Below are 17,545 nucleotides of genomic sequence, written 5' to 3' on the forward strand. Positions count from 1 at the left end.
CCGGGACGGTTGCTCCGGGCGAAACGGCGGCATGCTGCGCGTCGCCGGCGCCATTCTGGAGCGCGGACTCGATACCAGCCCAAAGTACAATGAGCGGCGACGCTCGGTCCCCGGCCGCGCTCAACTGTTTTCGGATCCTAGCCAATGAATGTTCCCGCCGATACTCCCGTCACGCCGCGGCGTCGTCCCCGGAACCTGGCTCAGGGGCTGGTCGAGAGCATCACGGAACGCATCCGTGGCGGGGACATCCGGCCCGGTGAAAAATTGCCGACGGAATCCGAGATCATGCGCCAGTTCGGCGTCAGCCGTACGGTGGTGCGCGAAGCCCTGTCGCGACTGCAGGCTTCGGGCCTGGTAGAGACGCATCACGGCGTGGGGACATATGCGCTGGAGCCCAGCGGCGGCGGGGATTTCCGCGTGGATCCTGCCGACATCGCCACGGTGCGCGATGTGCTGGTGCTGTTGGAGCTGCGCATCTGCCTGGAAAGCGAGGCTGCCGGCCTGGCTGCGGCCAGGCGCAGCCCGGAGCAGTTGCATGAGATGCGGCGCGCGCTGGAGGCCTTCAAGAGCGCGCTGGAAAACGACGGGGACACCGTCACGCCGGACTTCCAGTTCCATCTGCTGGTCGCGCAAGCCACGGACAACCGCTATTTCGCGGATCTGATGTCGCATCTGGGTTCGGCCATCATTCCACGCACGCGGATCAATTCGGCGAAGTTCGCACACGAGGACCGCGCCGCCTACCTGGCGCGTGTGAACCTCGAGCACGAAGACATCTACAGTGCGATCCAGCGCCAGGACGCGGAGGCCGCGCGCGCAGCCATGCGCACGCATCTGAGCAACAGCCGCGAGCGGCTGCGGCGCGCCCAGTAAGAGCGGCCGCGGGATCGTCCCAAACCGCGTTAACCTTTGCGCGTTTTTCAATTTCGAACCACGAGGCGGCATGGCTCTGCTCGGCATATACAGCGGCATTCTTTCATCTGAGCAGGCGTTGCGGCGCCAGGGGGAGATGCTCGCATGCGCCGTCTGACTCTGCGGTTCATCATTGCGGTCCTGGCGCTGCTGACGCTGTCGCGGCTGGGGCTGGCCTTCTGGATGTGGGACCGGGTGGAGGCGGCAGGGGGGCTGGGGCCGCTGCTGCTGGGCGGCCTGCGCATCGACGTCTGCCTGATGTCCATGGTGATCGCGCTGCCGGCGGTGTTTTCGCCCTGGTTCGGGCATCGGCCGCTGGCCGCCCGCATCACCGCCTGGTGGTTCCGCGCCTGGTGGATGCTGTTCGTGCTGCTGGAGGTTTCCACGCCGCAGTTCATCGCGGAATACGATACGCGGCCAAACCGGCTTTATTTCATCTATCTGCTCAATCCGAAGGAAGTCGGTTCGATGCTGTGGCAGGGCTACAAGGGCGTGCTGCTGGCGGCCTTTGTGGTGCTGGTGCTGGCGGCCTGGCTGTCGGTCCGCCTGTTTCCGACCCGCACGCGCGATCCCTTCATGTCGTGGTGGAAACGGCCGGTGGCTTCATTCGTGATCCTGGCGCTGGTGTTCTTGGGCGCGCGCGGCACGCTGGAGCATCGTCCGATCAATCCGGCCAAGGTTGCCTACAGTTCGGACGCCATGGTCAACGCGCTGGCGCTGAATTCGCTGTATAGCGTGTTCGATGCCGCCTACCGCATGCGCGATGAGCGTTCCTCGGCCGCGATGTATCCCAGGATGGCTGTGGACGAAATGAATGCCATTGTGCGTGAGAAGGCGGGACTGACGGGGGCGCCGCTGGATGCGCGCTATCCCAGCCTGCATGAGCAGAAGGCGACGGTGCGCCGGGACAAGCCGCTGAATCTGGTCATCATCCTGCAGGAAAGCCTGGGCGCGCAGTATGTGGGCAGCCTGGGCGGGCGTGACCTGACGCCCAATATCGACCGGCTGGGCAAGGAAGGCTGGATGTTCCACCGTGCCTATGCGACGGGCACGCGTTCGGTGCGGGGCATCGAGGCGGTGACGGCGGGGTTCCTGCCCAGCGTGGCCGACGCGGTGGTGAAGCTGCCGCGTTCGCAGACGGGTTTCTTCACGCTGGCGCAGGTGTTGGGCAAGCATGGCTACCATTCGCGTTTCGTGTACGGGGGCGAGTCGCACTTTGACAATATGCGGGCCTTTTTCCTGGGCAACGGTTTCGATGAAATAGTGGATCGTCCCAAGTTCGTGAATCCGGTGTTCGAGGGGTCGTGGGGAGCGTCGGACGAGGACATGTTCAATCAGGTGGACCGGCTGCTGCGCGCGGATGGCGACAAGCCGGTGTTCACGCTGGCATTCTCGGTGACGAACCATTCGCCGTGGGAGTATCCGGAAGGGCGCATCAAGCCGGTGGGCGATCCGGCGACGGTGGATAACACTGTGCGCTATGCGGACTGGGCGCTGGGGCAGTTCTTCGACAAGGCGCGCAAGGCGCCGTACTGGGACAACACGGTGTTCCTGGTGATTGCAGATCACGATTCGCGTGTTTACGGTTCCATTCCGGTGCCGGTGCGGCATTTCCAGATTCCTGCGCTGATTCTGGGGGCGGGGATTGCGCCTCGGCAGGATGAACGGTTGGTCAGCCAGATCGATATGGCGCCTACCATGCTGTCCTTGATGGGCCTGGACAATGTGAATCCGATGCTGGGCGTGGACCTGACGCAGCGGGATCCTGATCGGGCGATGATGCAGTACGCGGATAATTTCGGGTATCTGCGGGGGGATCAGCTGCTGGTGCTGGAGCCTTCGAAGGCGCCGCGGCAGTTCAGGTATGAGGCTGCGCCTGTGGGGCGGGATGAGGTTTATGCGCCGGTGGAACCTTTGGATCCTCGGCTCTCGGAAGAGGCTTTGGCGCATGCTTTGTGGGCTAGTTGGGCTTATCGGGAAGAGCGGTATCGGTTGCCTTGATGGCGGCGTGGTTTGTGCGGGATGCTGCTGGTTCTTAAGACGCTTGGAGCGTTGGGGGCCTGGGGCGCGCGGGGCAACGATTGCGGTCCGGAGCCTTCGCTCCGGACTTCCCCGTCGTCATCTTCGTCAAGGCCTTCGGCCTTTCCTTCAGATTCCCTCGGGCTTATCGACGCCCCGCGCGCCCCAGGCCCCCAACGCCCCAAGCTTCGGTTTTTGAAACTTTACCGTCGCGGGGGTGGGTGGTTTGCTTGGCGTGCTTGCCGCGGGCGGCGGGGCGGTGGAAGATTTTGCGGTGCCCGCTCGATCAGGCCGCCCGGGCGGCCTGATCGAGCATACGCGGTGTCTTGCGCTGTGTTGCCGTGGGTGGTGGCGCTGTGCGCTGATCGTGGCTTGATTCTGCGCAAGTCGAGTTTTTGCTGAAGGTAGGAAACTGGCGCATGACTTTTCCTGAATCGTCTTCCGGGGCTGGCCGCGCTGCGCCTGCCCAATCAAACAAATCCAGTGCTCGCGCGCCTGCGCGCCGTCGCGTGTTGCCATTGCCGCGTGGACGTTTCGCCTGGGTGACGGGCGTTATCAGCACCGTCTGGCTGGCGCTCAACACGGTGTTCTGGTGCCTGCTGCTGTTCCCGCTGGCCTTGTTGAAGCTGCTGCTGCCATTCGCGGCGGTCAGGCGGGGTGTCGATCCCGTGCTCAACGGCATTGCCACGGCCTGGGTGTCCTGCAACGCCGGATGGCTGGCGCGGATCCAGGATGTGCCCTGGGATGTACAGGGCAATGACGGCCTGCGCTATGCGGACTGGTATCTGGTGAACTGCAATCACCAGTCCTGGGTGGATATCTTCGTGTTGCAGCAGTCGCTGAACCGGCGTATTCCGTTGCTGAAGTTCTTCCTGAAGCAGCAGCTGATCTATGTGCCGGTGATCGGGCTGGCGTGGTGGGCGCTGGATTTTCCGTTCATGAAGCGCCACGGCAAGGCGGCGTTGCGCCGCAATCCGGATTTGGGGCGGCAGGATCAGGAGACTGCGCGGCGGGCCTGCGCGAAGTTCTCGCTGGTGCCGACCAGCGTGATGGTATTTGCTGAAGGGACGCGTTTCAGTCCTGCCAAGCGCGATGCGCAAGGATCGCCGTATCGGCATCTGCTCAAGCCCAAGGCGGGTGGACTGGCGGTGGCGTTGAATGCGATGGGCAAGCGGTTTCGTTCGATGATAGACGTGACGATCGTCTATCCGGATGGTGCGCCCAGCTTCTGGGATCTGGCCTGCGGTCGTGCGGGGCAGGTGCTGGTGCGCATGCGGCAGTTGCCGGTGCCGCCGGAGTTTTGCGAAGGCAACTACTCCGGCGACAAGGCGTTCCGTACGACCTTTCACCACTGGCTGGGCCAGCAGTGGCAGGCCAAGGACGATGAGATCGAGGCGTTGACGGCGCCCGCCAGGGCGGGCGCCGGCGCGGACTAGGCGCGGATCAGGCGCGGGCGGGCAGCACGGTGCCGGAGCAGGCGCCGAAGCCGATGCGCGGATAGCCTGCCTTCACGCATTCGGCGCGGATGATGACCTGGTCGCCATCCTGCAGGAAGGTGCGCTTTTCGCCCCAAGGCAGGTCGATGGGATTCTTGCCGCCGTTGCACAGTTCCAGCAGCGAGCCGGCTTCCGAAGGTTGCGGGCCGGACAGGGTGCCGGTGCCCAGCATGTCGCCGGGTTGCAGGTTGCAGCCGTTGACGGTGTGGTGGGTGATCAGCTGCGCCACGTTCCAGTAGGCATCGCGGAAGTTGCTGCGCGACAGGAAGGCCGGCGGCTGCTTGTCGGCGCGCGATTTTTCGGTGGTCAGCAGGACTTCCATCTGCACGTCGAAGGCGCCCTTGGCGCGGTTCGCATCGGATGCCAGGTAGGGCAGGGGCTGCGGTTCGGACGGGCCGCGCATCCACTGCGTGCGGAACGGTTCCAGCGCTTCCATGGTGACGACCCAGGGCGAGATCGTGGAGGCGAAGTTCTTGGCCAGGAAGGGGCCCAGGGGCTGGTATTCCCAGGCCTGGATGTCGCGCGCCGACCAGTCGTTCAGGATGCACAGGCCGAACACGTGCGATTCGGCGTCGGCCAGGGGGATGCGGTCGCCCTGGGCGTTGCCGGTGCCGACGAAGATGCCCAGTTCCAGTTCGTAGTCCAGGCGGGCGCAGGGGCCGAACTGCGGCGCTTCGCCTTCATTGGCGGGACGGGTCTGGCCGACGGGGCGGGGGAACTTCTGATCCACGCCGATGCTGGAGGCGCGGCCGTGGTAGCCGATGGGCACCCACTTGTAGTTCGGCAACAGGGGATTGTCGGGGCGGAATTGCTTGCCCACGGCGGTGGCGTGGTGCACCGAGATGTAGAAGTCGGTGTAGTCGCCGATGCGGGCGGGCGTGGTGTATTCGGCGTCGGCTTGCGCGACGAGCAGGGGCTCGACCGTGCCGCGCAGGGCAGCGCCTTCGCGCAGTGCGCGCGACAGCGCCAGGCGCAGGGCGCTCCAGTGGGCCTGGCCCAGGGCCATCAGGTCGTTCAGGCTGTCCGTGGCGCACGCGGCCAGGGCTTCCGCTGCCAGGCCCTCGAAGGGCTGTTTGGCGGCCAGCGCGGCCAGGTCCAGGATCTGGTCGCCGATGGCCACGCCGGGGCGGAACGACTCCGTCGAACCCTTGCGGCGGAAGGTGGCATAGGGCAGGTTCTGCACCGGGAAATCCGACTCGCCGGTGTTGGCGCTGGCGATCCAGCTCTTCAGGGACGGGTCGTGGGTTTCGTTGATGGTGGTCATGGCTGCGTGTCTCTTTCAGTGTGGTTATGCGGTGGCCGGGCGTCAGGCGCCGGAAATTACAAATGCCAAGCGGCGATGAGCTTGCGCTCATCGCCGCGGGCGTGGATGGCAGAAGGCCTGCGCGTCACGCCTTGCTGGGGTCGAAATGCTTGGCGATGCCCTGCCAGCACCGGTAGTAGTCGCCTTGCAATTCTACCGAGGCCAGCGCCTGCTCCGTGGGGCGGATGACGCGCCGCGTCTCGAACATGAAGGCCATCGTGTCGCGGATGTAGTGGGCCTTGCTGGTATCGGCGTGCGAGGCCTTTTCGAAAGTCTCGGCGTCGGGGCCGTGGCCGCTCATGCAGTTGTGCAGGCTGGCGCCGCCCGGCGCGAAACCGTCGGCCTTGGCGTCGTAGACGCCCTGGATCAGCCCCATGAATTCGCTGGCGATGTTGCGGTGGAACCAGGGCGGACGGAAGGTGTTCTCCATGGCCAGGATGCGCGGCGGGAAGATCGCAAAATCCATGTTGGCCGTTCCCGGGGTGTCCGACGGCGCGGTCAGCACCGTGAAGATCGAGGGATCCGGATGGTCGTAGCTGATGGAGCCGACGGTGTTGAAGTTGCGCAGGTCGTACTTGTACGGCGCATGCGTGCCGTGCCAGGCCACCACGTTCAACGGCGAATGGTCGATGGAAGCGCGCCAGAAGCCGCCCGTGAACTTGGCGATGAGTTCGAAGTCGCCTTCGAGGTCTTCGTACCAGGCCACCGGGGTCTTGAAGTCGCGGGCATTGGCCAGGCAGTTCGAGCCGATGGGGCCCAGCTCCGGCAGGCGCATGGCCGCGCCGAAGTTTTCCAGCATGTAGCCGCGCGCGTTGCCGTCCAGCAGTTCAACGCGGAAGCGCACACCGCGCGGGATGACGGCGATTTCCAGCGGTTCCAGGTCGATCAGGCCCAGCTCCGTGGCCAGGCGCAGGCGGCCTTCCTGCGGCACCAGCAGCAGTTCGCCGTCGGCGTTGTAGAAGTAGCGCCCTTGCATCGAACGGTTGGCCGCATACAGGTGGATGCCTACGCCGCTGAGTTCGTCGGGGCCGCCGTTGCCGCCCCAGGTCTTCACGCCTTCCAGGAAGTCGGTGGGGGCGGCGGGGATGGGCAACGGGCTCCAGCGCAACTGATTGGGCGTGACGGGACCTTGGCCGAAGGTGCTTTGCCAGCCGGCGGCGCCGTCAAAGGCCTCGAACGGCTTGTGCTGCGCGCCGGGACGGATGCGGTAGAGCCAGGAGCGGCGGTTTTCGCTGCGCGGCGCGGTGAAGGCGGTGCCGGACAACTGCTCGGCGTACAGGCCGTAGGGGCATTGCTGCGGCGAATTGCGGCCCAGCGGCAGCGCGCCGGGCAGGGCTTCGGTAGCGCAACTGTTGCCGAAGCCGGTCTGGTATTGCAGTTCCATGGATTCCTCCTGAGCGGCGGCGCGGTGCTTGGCCGCGCGGCCTGGTGCGGGTGGCTCGTGCGGAAGGTTTCCGGAGCCCATATGGCATTGTCGGAAAAAATCCCCGCTACGGCTATGGGAATGCAAAAATAGAGACTATAAATTTTGTGAATAGTAGGGGGGCGTATGGCCGAGCTGCGCGATGTCGATCTGAATCTGCTGCTGTTGTTCCAGCATCTGCTGGAGGACCGCAATCTGTCGGCCGTGGCGCGGCGCATGGACCTGTCGCAACCCGCGGTCAGCAACGCGCTGCGCCGCCTGCGCGAAGCATTCGGCGACGATCTGTTCGTGCGCACGGCGCAGGGCATGCTGCCCACGCCGCGCGCGCAGCGCCTGGCGGGCCCAGTCAGCGAGGCGTTGACCATGTTGTCGCAGGCCCTGAAAGACCAGGACGTCTTCGATGCCGCCACCAGCACCCGCCGCTTCCGGGTGGCGATGACGGACGTGGGCGAAATTCACTTCATGCCGCGCCTGATGGAAGTCTGCGTGCAGGTGGCGCCGCAGGTGCGCATCGATTCGGTGCGGGTGCAGGGACCGGATCTGCCGCGGGAAATGGAGGCGGGGCGGGTGGATCTGGCGATCGGCGCATTCGATGAAATGGGGGCGGGTACGCTACAGCGCATGCTGTTCCGCCAGGGCTATGCGACCCTGTTCCGGCAGGCGCATCCGACGGCGCACGCCGGCATGAGCCTCAAGGCCTTCCGGGCCGAGCGCCACCTCATCGTGTCGCGCGCGGCGCCCTATGGGCAGGTCAACCAGTCCATGGAACGCGCCGGCGTCGATCTGGCCGAGCATTTCAGCGTGCCGCATTTTTCGGCCGTGCCCTACATCGTCAGCGCGACCGACCTGCTGGCCACCGTGCCCGAAAAACTTGCCGCCAGCGCCGCGCCGCCATTCGGCCTGCGCTACATGACGCCGCCGATAAGAGTGCCGGCGCTGCAGACCAACATGTACTGGCAGCGCCGGGTGGACCGCGACAGCGGCAACCAATGGCTGCGCGCGTTGATCGTCAATGCGTTCGCGGTCGGGGCGTGAAGGGAACTACGGCGCCACGGACGCCCGCGCTTGCCGCAGCGCCTCGCGCAGCACTTCCATGTCGCCCAGGTGGTTGGCCAGCAACAGGATCAGCGCCGCGTTGAGCTCCTGGCTTTGCTCGTTGGTGAGGTCGCGGTGGGTCTCGATCAGCGCTTCGTAGAAGTCGTCAGGCGAGACCAGGTTGGTTTCGGTAATCAGCATGATGGAGTGATCTCGAAGTTCAGGCCCGGCCCGTGGCGCGGCTGACGGCCGCGGTGACGGCGCCGGCGTCGAAGGCGCGCCAGCGGGCGGTGATGTGCTGGTCGGGGCGGATCAGGTAGGCCGTGCCGGCTTGCGCGTCATAGCGCTTGCCCAGGCAGCCTTCGCGGTCCGTGACGGACGCCAGCTCGTTGGGCAGCGCGGACAGATCGCATTGCGGGCTGGCGACCAGCACGGCCTTGACCGGCACAGGCGCCATGCGCAGCGCCTGGAGGGCAAGCAGCGTGTTGCGGTCGGGCAGGGCGTCGCCACAGAAGAACGCCAGCACGAATTCACCGTCCAATTGCGCCAGCCACCAATCTTGCGCGTTCACGGGCGCGTCCAGCGCCACCGCGCCCGGCACCATGCGGCCGCTGAAGGCGTCGGTGTCCGGCGTGTTCAGCGGCGAGCCGGTGTAGGTCGCGGGCAGCGACAGGCGGCCGCTGTTGACCAGCGAGCGCGCGAACGGATGGGTCTTGGCCAGGTTCAGCACCGCGTTGCGGAAATTGCGGCTGATGTCGCTCTTGGGCGTGATGAAATCGGTGGCGCGCGACGAATTCAGGATGTTCTCGTCGGCGGCGTATTCGCGTTCGACGGCGTAGCTGTCGATCAGTGTCTCGGGCGCCTGGCCGGCCAGCACCAGCTTCAGTTTCCAGGCCAGGTTCTCCGCGTCCTGCACGCCGCTGTTGGCGCCGCGGGCGCCGAACGGCGATACGCGGTGCGCGGAGTCGCCGGCGAAGACGACGCGGCCGTGGCGGAACTTGTCCATGCGTTCGCACGCGAAGGTATAGACGCTGACCCATTCCAGCTCGAAGCGAGCGTCGGGGCCCAGCAGTGCGCGGATGCGCGGCAGCACGTTTTCAGGCTTGACGGCCTCGACCGGGTCGGCGTTCCAGCCCAGCTGGAAGTCGATGCGCCAGACATTGTCGGGCTGGCGGTGCAAGAGCACGGACTGGTTGGGATGGAAGGGCGGGTCGAACCAGAACCAGCGCTCGGTCGGGAAGTCCGCCTGCATCTTGACGTCGGCGATGAGGAAGCGGTCGCGGAAGATGCGGCCGTGGCTTTCCTGGCCGATCAGCTTGCGCACCGGCGAACGCGCGCCGTCGCAGGCGATCAGCCAGTCGGCATGCAAGGCATACGCGCCGTCCGGGGTTTCCACGTTCAGGACCACGCCGTCATCGCGCTGCTCCAGGCCGACAACTTTGTTCTTCCAGCGCAGATCGATGTTGGGCTCCTGGCGCGCCTGCTCGTACAGATAGCCTTCGGCGTAGTACTGCTGCAGGTTGATGAAGGCCGGGCGGCGATGGCCGGGTTCGGGCAGCAGGTCGAAGCGCCAGACTTCCTGCTCACGGAAGAAGACCTTGCCCACGTTCCAGGACACGCCCTTGTCGATCATGCGTTGACCCACGCCCAGGCGGTCCCAGATCTCCAGCGTGCGCTTGGAGAAACAGATGGCGCGGGAGCCGGTCGACAGGCGGAAGTCGTCGTCCAGCACCACCACGCGCACGCCCTGGCGCGCCAGGTCCAGCGCCGTGGTCAGACCGACCGGGCCGGCTCCCACCACCACCACCTGATGGCGCGCCAGCTCGCTGGCGGCCTGGTCGGCGTGTTTTTCATAGGCGAATTCCATCGCCTGAAAGTCGATGTCTCCCACGGTTGTCTCCTGTGTGGGTCATATTGTTTTTATGTCACGAAGCCGCGCGCCGCCTTGCGGCGCGCGATTCCGGTTGGTGCTCGGATGGGCCGTTGGCGGCCCGCCGGGATCAGCCTTCCAGCTGCGCCCACATCTCCAGATCGCGCTTGTCGGTCCAGATGCGCGGGTGGGTGTAGCCGGTGGCCTCGTCATAGGCGCGCGACACGTCGAACGGCATGCAGTGGTCGAAGATCACCCAGTCGCTGTAGCGCGGCTTCATGAAGTCGTAGACCTCGCGGTAGATGGTCTTCAGGTCCTTGCCCTCGGCCACGCCGCGGTTCACCGCGCCGTACAGGTCGGTCAGGAAGGCGCGCGTGCCGGCCAGGCCCTGGCGGACTTCGGTGGCGTTCTTCAGCGCGGGGCCGCGGCCCGGGACCATTTTTTCGGCTTCGAAGCCAGACAGCGCGTCCAGCGTGCTGGGCCAGTCGCGGAAGTAGGCGTCGCCGCAGTAGGGGGTGGACTGGTATTCGACCAGGTCGCCAGCGAACAGGATCTTCTGCTCGGGCAACCAGGCGATGGTGTCGCCCTTGGTGTGGCCGCGGCCCACTTGCAGCAGCTTGACTTCCAGGTTGCCCAGGTTGACCGTCATTTCGCCCTTGAACGTCATCGTCGGCCAGACCAGGCCCGGCGGAATCGATTCGGCGTTGCGGAACAGGCGGGGGAAGCGGCCGATTTCGCTGGCCTTGTCCTGTTCGCCGCGTTCGGCGATCAGGTCGTAGGTGTCGCGGCTGGCCAGGATTTCCTGGGCGTTATAGGCCGACGCGCCGAACACGCGCACGGCGTGGTAATGCGACAGCAGGATGTACTTGATGGGCTTGTCCGTGACTTCGCGGATGCGGCGGATCACGTCCTGTGCCATGACAGGGGTGGCCTGGGTGTCGACCACCATGACGGCCTCGTCGCCGATGATCACGCCCGTGTTGGGATCGCCTTCGGCCGTGTAGGCATAGGCGTTGTCGGACAGTTTTTCGAACGAGACGACCTTGTCGTCCAGGTCGGCGTGCGAGGCGAATTGCTTGCTCATGGAGGCTCCTTCCACTTTTATAGGAATAGGGTGTGTGGAAGGAATATAGCTCGACGTTAGTTTTCGTGCAATACGTTTGCTATAAACAAATGGTCTTGTTTTTACAGGGATTTCCCCCGGATTTCCGGGGCGGCAGCGGTCAATTCCTTTGGCATTTCGGGCAATAGTAGGTGGCGCGCTGGCCTTGGACGATGCGCCGTATCGGGGTGGCGCAGACGCGGCAGGGCAGACCCTCGCGTTCGTAGACGGCGGCGTGGATCTCGAAGTAGGCGCCTGGTTCGCCGGTGGCTCCAACGTAGTCCCGCAGTGTGCTGCCGCCGGAGGTCAGGGCATCGGCCAGGGTGGCGCGCACCATGTCGGCCAGGCGCTCGCAGCGGGCGGGCGACAGTTTGTTGGCTGGCGTCTTGGGATTGATTCGGGCGCGGAACAGGCTTTCCGACGCATAGATATTGCCCACGCCCACCACCGCCATGCCGGCCAGCAGCACCTGCTTGATGGCGGCGCTGTGGTTCTTGAAATGGCGGTGCAGCCAGGCGCCGTCGAACCGTGGATCGAAGGGTTCGATGCCCAGCTTGGCCAGCAGGGGGTGGGCTTCGATGGGGCCGTCGGATTCGGGGTGCCACAGCACCGCGCCAAAGCGCCGCGGGTCATGCAGGCGCAGCACGGCCTGTTCGAAGATCCATTCGACATGGTCGTGCTTGCGCAGGAATTCACCAGGCGCGACGCTGCGCAGCGACCCCGACATGCCCAGATGCACGATCTGGGTGCCGTGTTCGAATCGCAGCAGCAGGTACTTGCCGCGGCGCGCGCATTCCAGCACGGCGCGGCCGGCGACCAGCGACGGCAGATCCTGCGGGATCGGCCAGCGCATGCGGGATTCGTGGATGACCAGGCGCGTGAGCGTCCGGCCGGTGATGACGGCGTCGATTCCCCGACGCGTGGTTTCGACTTCAGGCAGTTCCGGCATGAGCCAGTGTAAGATCATTAATTGCGTGTACGAAGATTGTGCCATCAACCGGACGGGCCGCGTGAAGTCGTCTTTCAAACCTATAAACATCGGGATCGCCGCGCTAGCGCTTGCGCTGGCAGCAATACTGACCCCGCCGGCCCAGGCCGCCGACAGCCGGACGCGCGATGCGACCGGGCCCAGGATGGCGCCCCAGAGCCGCCACCCTGAAACCGAAGTCATACGGCTGCGCCCCGGGCAGTTGCCCTATGTCTCGCTGACCGCGGACATTTTTTATCGCGTGCTCGCCTCCGAGATCGCCGCGCAGCGCGGCATGTACGGTTCCGCGGCTACCACCATGCTGGGCCTGGCGCGGGATACCGGCGATCCACGCCTGGCCCGCCGCGCCCTCGAATTCCAACTGGCCGGCGGCAACCTGCCCGGCGCCCTGGACGCCGCGCGGGTCTGGGCGCGCCTGTCTCCCAACGACGTCGAGGCCAGTTCCACCGAGCTGGCGCTGGCCGCCGCCAACGGCCAGACCAAGGGCCTGTCGCAGGCCCTGCGCAACCGCATCGATTCCTCGCGCGACAAGCCAGCCGCCATCGGCCAGGCCCTGGCCGTGCTGAGCCGCCTGAACGACCGCCGCCTCGCCCTGCGCATCCTCGACGAATCCCTGAGCGACAGCGTGCGCAAGCTGCCGGCAGCGCACCTGGCGCTGGCTGACGTGGCTTCCGCCTCGGGCGACTACACCCGTGCCGCGCAGGAGTCGCGCGCGGCCCTGGCGGCGGATCCCAAGTCGGAACCCGCGGCCCTGCGCGTGCTGGAATACGGCTACAAAGTGGACCCGCAGCGCGCGCAGACCGAGGCGCGCGCCTATATCGCCCGCAATCCCAACGCCCGCAAGGTGCGCCTGATGCTGGCCGGCCAGTTGGCCGACAGCGGCGACTACAACGGCGCGCTGGCTGAATTGCAGGCCATGTCGCGCCGTTCGCCGGAAGATTTCGACCTCCTGTTCATGCAGGCGCAACTGGCCTACAAGGCCGGGCAATTGCCGCAGGCCAAGAGCCTGTTGCAACAGTATCTGGACGTGCAGCAGCAACGCCAGCGCGCGACCGTCCCGGGCGCAACCGATGCCGGCGCCGCCGCGGCCGACGCCCATGTCTTGCTGGCCCGCATCGCCGAAGACCAGGGCCATTACGACGACGCCATTGCTGAACTGGGCCGTATCGACGATCCGACGCTGCGCTACTCGGTGCGCATGCGCCAGGCCGCCTTGCGCGCCAAGAGCGGTCGCATTGACGACGCGCTGGCCATGATCGACGCCGCCGGACCGCAGGACGAGGAAGAGCGTACGCTGGGCGTATTGACCAAGGCCCAGATCCTGCGCGACGCCGACCGCGTGCAGCAGGCTGTGTCGGTATTGGAAGCGGCCGATCAGGCGCTGCCCGACACGGTCGAGATCAAGTACGAACTGGCCATGCTGTACGAACGCCAGAACCGTCTGGCCGACCTCGAACGCATGCTGCGCCAGGTCATCGCGCTGGACCCTGATCATGCGCATGCCTACAACGCGCTGGGCTACACGCTGGCCGATCACAACCAGCGCCTGCCCGAGGCCCTGGATCTGATCACGCAAGCGCTGGAGCTCGCGCCCAACGATCCGTTCATCCTCGACAGCATGGGCTGGGTCAAGTACCGCATGGGCGATTCCGCAGCGGCCGCCGACTACCTGCGGCGCGCCTACAGTGTGCGTCCGGAAGCAGATATCGCAGCCCACCTGGCCGAGGTTCTCTGGGCCCAGGGCAAGCGCGACCAGGCCGTCGAGTTGCTGCGCGCCGCGGTGGCCAAGGATCCCAAGAACAAGACTGTTCAGGACGTGGCCAAGCGCCTGGGGATCAGCCTGTGACCGCAGTGTTTCAACGTGCGCTCGGCGCCGCCGCGCCGCTGCGCTGGTTCCTGATGGCAATGCTGGCGGCGACGCTGGCGGCCTGCACCACGCCCAAACCGATCGAAGGCGCCAGCGCCGACGCGTTCTCGCGCATCGGCCGCTTCGCCATTACCGTCAACGAGGAAAGCGGCAAGCAGAACGCCGTGCAGGGCGGCTTCTCGTGGTCGGACGATGGCCGCCACTATGTGCTGGACCTGACCAACCCGCTGGGTTCGACCGAGGCTCGGGTGGAAGGACGGCCCGGCGCGGCCAGCCTGACCAAGGCCGACGGCACCCGCCTGGTCGCCGACAATCCCGATGCCCTGGCCGCGGAAGCGCTGGGCAGCAGCATGCCCGTGTCCGGGCTGCGTGACTGGCTGCGGGGCAAGCTGGCGGCCACGCCCGAAGCGACCGAAGTGTCGCGCGACGAACTGGGTCGCCTGGCGGCTTTTGAGCAGGGCGGCTGGCGCGCGCGGCTCTCACGTTACGACACGCTAGGTCCCCAATTGCTGGTGTTGGAACGCCAGGAGCCGGGCCGGCGCATCATGCTGCGTCTGATCGTCAATCAGCCTTGAATGGCGGGCCGTCTTGGCCCGGAATCAGCGGTCGCCCGGTAAAATCGGGCGACCGCTTTTTTTTTGTTTGTTCAGCCGTGACTCTCTACGACGTACCCGCTCCCGCCAAGCTCAATCTGTTCCTGCACGTCGTAGGCCGGCGCGCCGACGGCTATCACCTGCTGCAAACCGCCTTCCGCTTTATCGACCTGTGCGACACCTTGCATTTCGATGTGCGCGCCGACGGCGTCATCAGCCGCGCCACGGAGCTGCCTGGCGTGCCCGAAGAGCAGGATCTGACCTTGCGCGCGGCGCATGCGCTGCAGCGGGCCACGGGTACGAAGCAGGGCGTGCAGATTGGCCTGGAAAAGCGCATCCCGCAAGGCGGCGGCCTGGGCGGCGGCTCCAGCGATGCGGCATCTGTGCTGATCGCGCTGAACAAGTTGTGGAATACCGGGCTGTCGCGGCGCGAACTTATGGAGCTGGCCTTGCCTCTGGGCGCCGATGTGCCCGTGTTTGTCTTCGGTCAATCCGCATTCGCCCAGGGTGTAGGCGAAGACCTGACGGCGGTGACGCTGCCGGATCGTGCATATCTGGTGGCGCAGCCGGACGCCAGCGTGCCCACGCCACAAATATTTTCCGCACCTGATTTGACAAGAGATTCTTCTTCCATCACAATAGCGGTCTTTCTTGCTTCGCCTACTTCCCGCTTCGGCAGGAATGATTTGGAGCCGGTGGTCTACCGCCTTTACCCAGAAGTGCTTGGGGCATCGCGGTGGCTTGCTGAGCAGGAGGTCCTTCGTGGAACTCCAGTTCGCATGTCGGGATCTGGCGCGTGTTTATTCGCCGAATTTTCCGAACTCTCCGAAGCCGTTTTGGCAGAAGCAGAAATATCCGCTATAATGCGCGGCGCTGATAAAACATTCAGCCAAACGCATCCACGGTTTCGGTTAGTGCAGGCATGTACTGGGTTAGCTGAACATCCGTTGCGGAATTGGATTGCAAGATAGTTGGGGAGTCGCCAAGCTGGTTAAGGCACCGGATTTTGATTCCGGCATGCGAAGGTTCGAATCCTTCCTCCCCAGCCAACCGAATACATAAAAAAGCTGTTGAACACGCCTGTAAGACACTGGCCCGGGTTCAGCAGCTTTTTTATTTTCCGGGTCCGCTGGTGCATTACCTCGCATCATCTCGTTAGTGTCTTAAAACGACCATCGCATCATCCATCATGGCAAACGATAGCTTCATGATTTTCACGGGCACCGCCAATACTCGGCTGGCCGTGGACGTAGTCAACCACCTCGATATGTCCCTGGGCAAGATGACCGTCGGTCGCTTCTCGGACGGCGAAGTGATGGTCGAGATCAACGAGAATGTGCGCGGCAAGGACGTCTTCGTCCTGCAGCCCACCTGTGCCCCCACCAACGACAACCTGATGGAAATCATGGTGATGGTCGATGCCTTGCGCCGCGCTTCCGCTGGCCGCATCACCGCCGCCATTCCCTATTTCGGCTATGCCCGCCAGGACCGCCGCCCGCGCTCGGCGCGCGTGGCCATCTCGGCGAAGGTCGTGGCCAACATGCTGCAAGTGGCTGGCGTCGACCGCGTCCTGACGATGGACCTGCACGCCGACCAGATCCAGGGTTTCTTCGATATTCCCGTGGACAACATCTACGCGGGTCCGATCCTGCTGGGCGACATCTGGCGCCGCAATTTCTCGAACCTGGTCGTCGTGTCCCCGGACATCGGCGGCGTGGTGCGGGCCCGCGCGCTGGCCAAACAGCTGGAAGCCGATCTGGCCATCATCGACAAGCGCCGTCCGCGCGCCAACGTGTCGGAAGTGATGAACATCATCGGTGAAGTCGACGGCCGCACCTGCATCATCATGGACGACATGGTCGACACCGCCGGCACGCTGTGCAAGGCGGCCCAGGCCCTGAAGGACCGCGGCGCCGGCGCCGTTTACGCCTATTGCACGCACCCCGTGCTGTCGGGCGGCGCCATCGACCGCATCGAAGCGTCGGAACTGGACGAACTGGTCGTCACCGACACCATTCCGCTCTCCGAGCAAGGCCAGGCCAGCGGCAAGATCCGCCAGCTGTCGTGCGCCGCGCTGCTGGGCGAGACCATCCTGCGTATCTCGAACGCGGAATCGGTCAGCTCGCTGTTCGTCGATTAAGACGTAGCGGCCCTCGGACGGGTAGTCCGGATACAGAGTTTTGCGCCTTGCTGGTCGCGGCAAGGCGCAACAAACACGGCGCGCATTTCGCGTGCCGTGCACTAATCGGCGAAGTCTCTTCGCCATTTATTGTTTTTGGAGTTTTCCATGAAATTCAATGCCACTGCGCGTAGCGTCCAGGGTTCGAGTGCGAGCCGCCGCCTGCGCCGCGCGGGCCGCGTTCCCGCCATCGTTTATGGCGGTACGGCTGCCCCCCTGAACATCGAACTCGACCACAACGAGATCTACCACGCCCTGCGCAAGGAAGAATTCCACGCGTCGATCCTGCAAATGGCGCTGGAAGGCGCAGCCAAGGAAGAGCAAGTCCTGCTGCGTTCGGTTCAATGGCACGCCTACAAGCCGCAAGTCCTGCACGTGGACTTCCAGCGCGTGGACGCCAACCAGGCCCTGCACACCAAAGTCCCGTTCCACTTCATCAACGCTGAAGTCTCGCCGGCCGTGAAGCTGGGCGGCGCCATCATCAGCCACGTCCTGACCGAACTGGAAATCACCTGCCTGCCGGCAGCGCTGCCCCAGTTCATCGAAGTGGACCTGAAGGACCTGCTGCCTGGCGCTTCGGTCCACCTGGCCGACATCAAGCTGCCCAAGGGCGTGACGTACGTGCCCCACGGCGGTGACGCCAACCCGCTGCTGGCCGCCACGGCCGTGGTCAAGGGCGGCGCTGCCGCCGACGAAGGCGCTGCCGAAGCTCCGGCCGCCTAAGTTCTGCCGGAAAGCCCTCGGGCTTTCCACGGCTG

15 protein-coding genes and 1 tRNA gene are annotated in these 17,545 nt (G+C 65.2%); 10 read left to right on the forward strand and 6 right to left on the reverse strand.

The features are described 5' to 3' along the window. Positions 1-144: 144 nt before the first annotated feature. The 3 genes from HV766_RS03940 to yihG all read left to right on the forward strand — a co-directional run bounded on the left by HV766_RS03940 (position 145) and on the right by yihG (position 4,367). Positions 145-873: a FadR/GntR family transcriptional regulator gene (locus HV766_RS03940; protein WP_054451961.1), complete on the forward strand. Its 729-nt coding sequence runs from the start codon at positions 145-147 to the stop codon at positions 871-873. A 144-nt stretch (positions 874-1,017) separates the two neighbouring features. Beyond that, on the forward strand, positions 1,018-2,913 hold the full coding sequence (locus HV766_RS03945) for an LTA synthase family protein (protein WP_119450302.1): 1,896 nt from the start codon (positions 1,018-1,020) through the stop codon (positions 2,911-2,913). Positions 2,914-3,449: 536 nt separating this feature from the next. Next, complete coding sequence (yihG, locus tag HV766_RS03950) at positions 3,450-4,367, forward strand: 1-acylglycerol-3-phosphate O-acyltransferase, YihG family (RefSeq protein WP_054452317.1); 918 nt, start codon at positions 3,450-3,452, stop codon at positions 4,365-4,367. A gap of 7 nt (positions 4,368-4,374) precedes the next feature. Here the strand turns inward: yihG and fahA are convergent, their stop codons facing one another. Together fahA and hmgA are read right to left on the reverse strand one after the other, a co-directional pair. Further along, positions 4,375-5,691 (reverse strand): fumarylacetoacetase, encoded by a 1,317-nt coding sequence (gene fahA / locus HV766_RS03955; protein WP_175180606.1) that lies wholly within the window; start codon positions 5,689-5,691, stop codon positions 4,375-4,377. Positions 5,692-5,815: 124 nt separating this feature from the next. Then, complete coding sequence (gene hmgA, locus HV766_RS03960; protein WP_054451958.1) at positions 5,816-7,114, reverse strand: homogentisate 1,2-dioxygenase; 1,299 nt, start codon at positions 7,112-7,114, stop codon at positions 5,816-5,818. Between the two features lie 165 nt (positions 7,115-7,279). On the opposite strand from hmgA, the gene HV766_RS03965 reads away from it, so the two are divergent. Further along, on the forward strand, positions 7,280-8,188 hold the full coding sequence (locus HV766_RS03965; protein WP_054451957.1) for a LysR family transcriptional regulator: 909 nt from the start codon (positions 7,280-7,282) through the stop codon (positions 8,186-8,188). 6 nt (positions 8,189-8,194) lie between these two features. Here HV766_RS03965 and HV766_RS03970 read toward each other — a convergent pair whose 3' ends face one another. The 4 genes from HV766_RS03970 to mutM form a co-directional block, all read right to left on the reverse strand. Then, positions 8,195-8,389 carry a DUF2783 domain-containing protein gene (locus HV766_RS03970; protein ID WP_054451956.1) on the reverse strand — a complete coding sequence of 65 codons (195 nt, stop codon included), beginning with the start codon at positions 8,387-8,389 and terminating at the stop codon, positions 8,195-8,197. Positions 8,390-8,408: 19 nt separating this feature from the next. Further along, complete coding sequence (locus tag HV766_RS03975) at positions 8,409-10,079, reverse strand: FAD-dependent oxidoreductase (protein ID WP_175180607.1); 1,671 nt, start codon at positions 10,077-10,079, stop codon at positions 8,409-8,411. A gap of 109 nt (positions 10,080-10,188) precedes the next feature. Next, the gene (locus tag HV766_RS03980; protein WP_119449627.1) at positions 10,189-11,142 is read right to left on the reverse strand and encodes an MBL fold metallo-hydrolase; all 954 of its coding nucleotides are present in this window, start codon (positions 11,140-11,142) and stop codon (positions 10,189-10,191) included. A gap of 139 nt (positions 11,143-11,281) precedes the next feature. Further along, positions 11,282-12,109 carry a bifunctional DNA-formamidopyrimidine glycosylase/DNA-(apurinic or apyrimidinic site) lyase gene (mutM, locus tag HV766_RS03985; RefSeq protein ID WP_054451953.1) on the reverse strand — a complete coding sequence of 276 codons (828 nt, stop codon included), beginning with the start codon at positions 12,107-12,109 and terminating at the stop codon, positions 11,282-11,284. Here mutM and HV766_RS03990 point away from each other — a divergent pair. The 6 genes from HV766_RS03990 to HV766_RS04015 all read left to right on the forward strand — a co-directional run bounded on the left by HV766_RS03990 (position 12,108) and on the right by HV766_RS04015 (position 17,510). After that, positions 12,108-13,994, forward strand: a complete 1,887-nt coding sequence (locus HV766_RS03990) for a tetratricopeptide repeat protein (protein ID WP_175180608.1) — start codon at positions 12,108-12,110, stop codon at positions 13,992-13,994. The genes mutM and HV766_RS03990 overlap by 2 nt on opposite strands. Positions 13,995-14,047: 53 nt before the next feature. Next, entirely contained in the window at positions 14,048-14,590 is a 543-nt protein-coding gene (lolB, locus tag HV766_RS03995) for a lipoprotein insertase outer membrane protein LolB (protein ID WP_175180767.1), read from the forward strand. A gap of 77 nt (positions 14,591-14,667) precedes the next feature. Then, positions 14,668-15,579, forward strand: a complete 912-nt coding sequence (gene ispE / locus HV766_RS04000) for a 4-(cytidine 5'-diphospho)-2-C-methyl-D-erythritol kinase (RefSeq protein ID WP_082400801.1) — start codon at positions 14,668-14,670, stop codon at positions 15,577-15,579. A gap of 1 nt (position 15,580) precedes the next feature. Then, positions 15,581-15,657 (forward strand) — tRNA-Gln (locus tag HV766_RS04005). Between the two features lie 140 nt (positions 15,658-15,797). After that, positions 15,798-16,748: a ribose-phosphate pyrophosphokinase gene (locus HV766_RS04010; protein ID WP_006227587.1), complete on the forward strand. Its 951-nt coding sequence runs from the start codon at positions 15,798-15,800 to the stop codon at positions 16,746-16,748. 147 nt (positions 16,749-16,895) lie between these two features. Then, positions 16,896-17,510, forward strand: coding sequence for a 50S ribosomal protein L25/general stress protein Ctc (locus HV766_RS04015; RefSeq protein ID WP_042797362.1), 615 nt, complete (start codon positions 16,896-16,898; stop codon positions 17,508-17,510). The last annotated feature ends 35 nt before the right edge of the window (positions 17,511-17,545 follow it).

Source organism: Achromobacter aegrifaciens (assembly GCF_902859735.1).
Lineage (GTDB): Bacteria > Pseudomonadota > Gammaproteobacteria > Burkholderiales > Burkholderiaceae_B > Achromobacter > Achromobacter aegrifaciens.

What these genes read in the sequence shown, in the direction of transcription:
- HV766_RS03940 (WP_054451961.1), top strand. Translation starts at nt 145, where the DNA reads ATGAATGTTCCCGCCGATACTCCCGTCACGCCGCGGCGTCGTCCCCGG.
- HV766_RS04010 (WP_006227587.1), top strand. Translation starts at nt 15,798, where the DNA reads ATGGCAAACGATAGCTTCATGATTTTCACGGGCACCGCCAATACTCGG.
- HV766_RS04015 (WP_042797362.1), top strand. Translation starts at nt 16,896, where the DNA reads ATGAAATTCAATGCCACTGCGCGTAGCGTCCAGGGTTCGAGTGCGAGC.
- hmgA (WP_054451958.1), bottom strand. Translation starts at nt 7,114, where the DNA reads ATGGAACTGCAATACCAGACCGGCTTCGGCAACAGTTGCGCTACCGAA.
- mutM (WP_054451953.1), bottom strand. Translation starts at nt 12,109, where the DNA reads ATGCCGGAACTGCCTGAAGTCGAAACCACGCGTCGGGGAATCGACGCC.
- HV766_RS03980 (WP_119449627.1), bottom strand. Translation starts at nt 11,142, where the DNA reads ATGAGCAAGCAATTCGCCTCGCACGCCGACCTGGACGACAAGGTCGTC.
- HV766_RS03965 (WP_054451957.1), top strand. Translation starts at nt 7,280, where the DNA reads ATGGCCGAGCTGCGCGATGTCGATCTGAATCTGCTGCTGTTGTTCCAG.
- fahA (WP_175180606.1), bottom strand. Translation starts at nt 5,691, where the DNA reads ATGACCACCATCAACGAAACCCACGACCCGTCCCTGAAGAGCTGGATC.
- HV766_RS03970 (WP_054451956.1), bottom strand. Translation starts at nt 8,389, where the DNA reads ATGCTGATTACCGAAACCAACCTGGTCTCGCCTGACGACTTCTACGAA.
- HV766_RS03945 (WP_119450302.1), top strand. Translation starts at nt 1,018, where the DNA reads ATGCGCCGTCTGACTCTGCGGTTCATCATTGCGGTCCTGGCGCTGCTG.
- lolB (WP_175180767.1), top strand. Translation starts at nt 14,048, where the DNA reads ATGGCAATGCTGGCGGCGACGCTGGCGGCCTGCACCACGCCCAAACCG.
- HV766_RS03990 (WP_175180608.1), top strand. Translation starts at nt 12,108, where the DNA reads ATGAGCCAGTGTAAGATCATTAATTGCGTGTACGAAGATTGTGCCATC.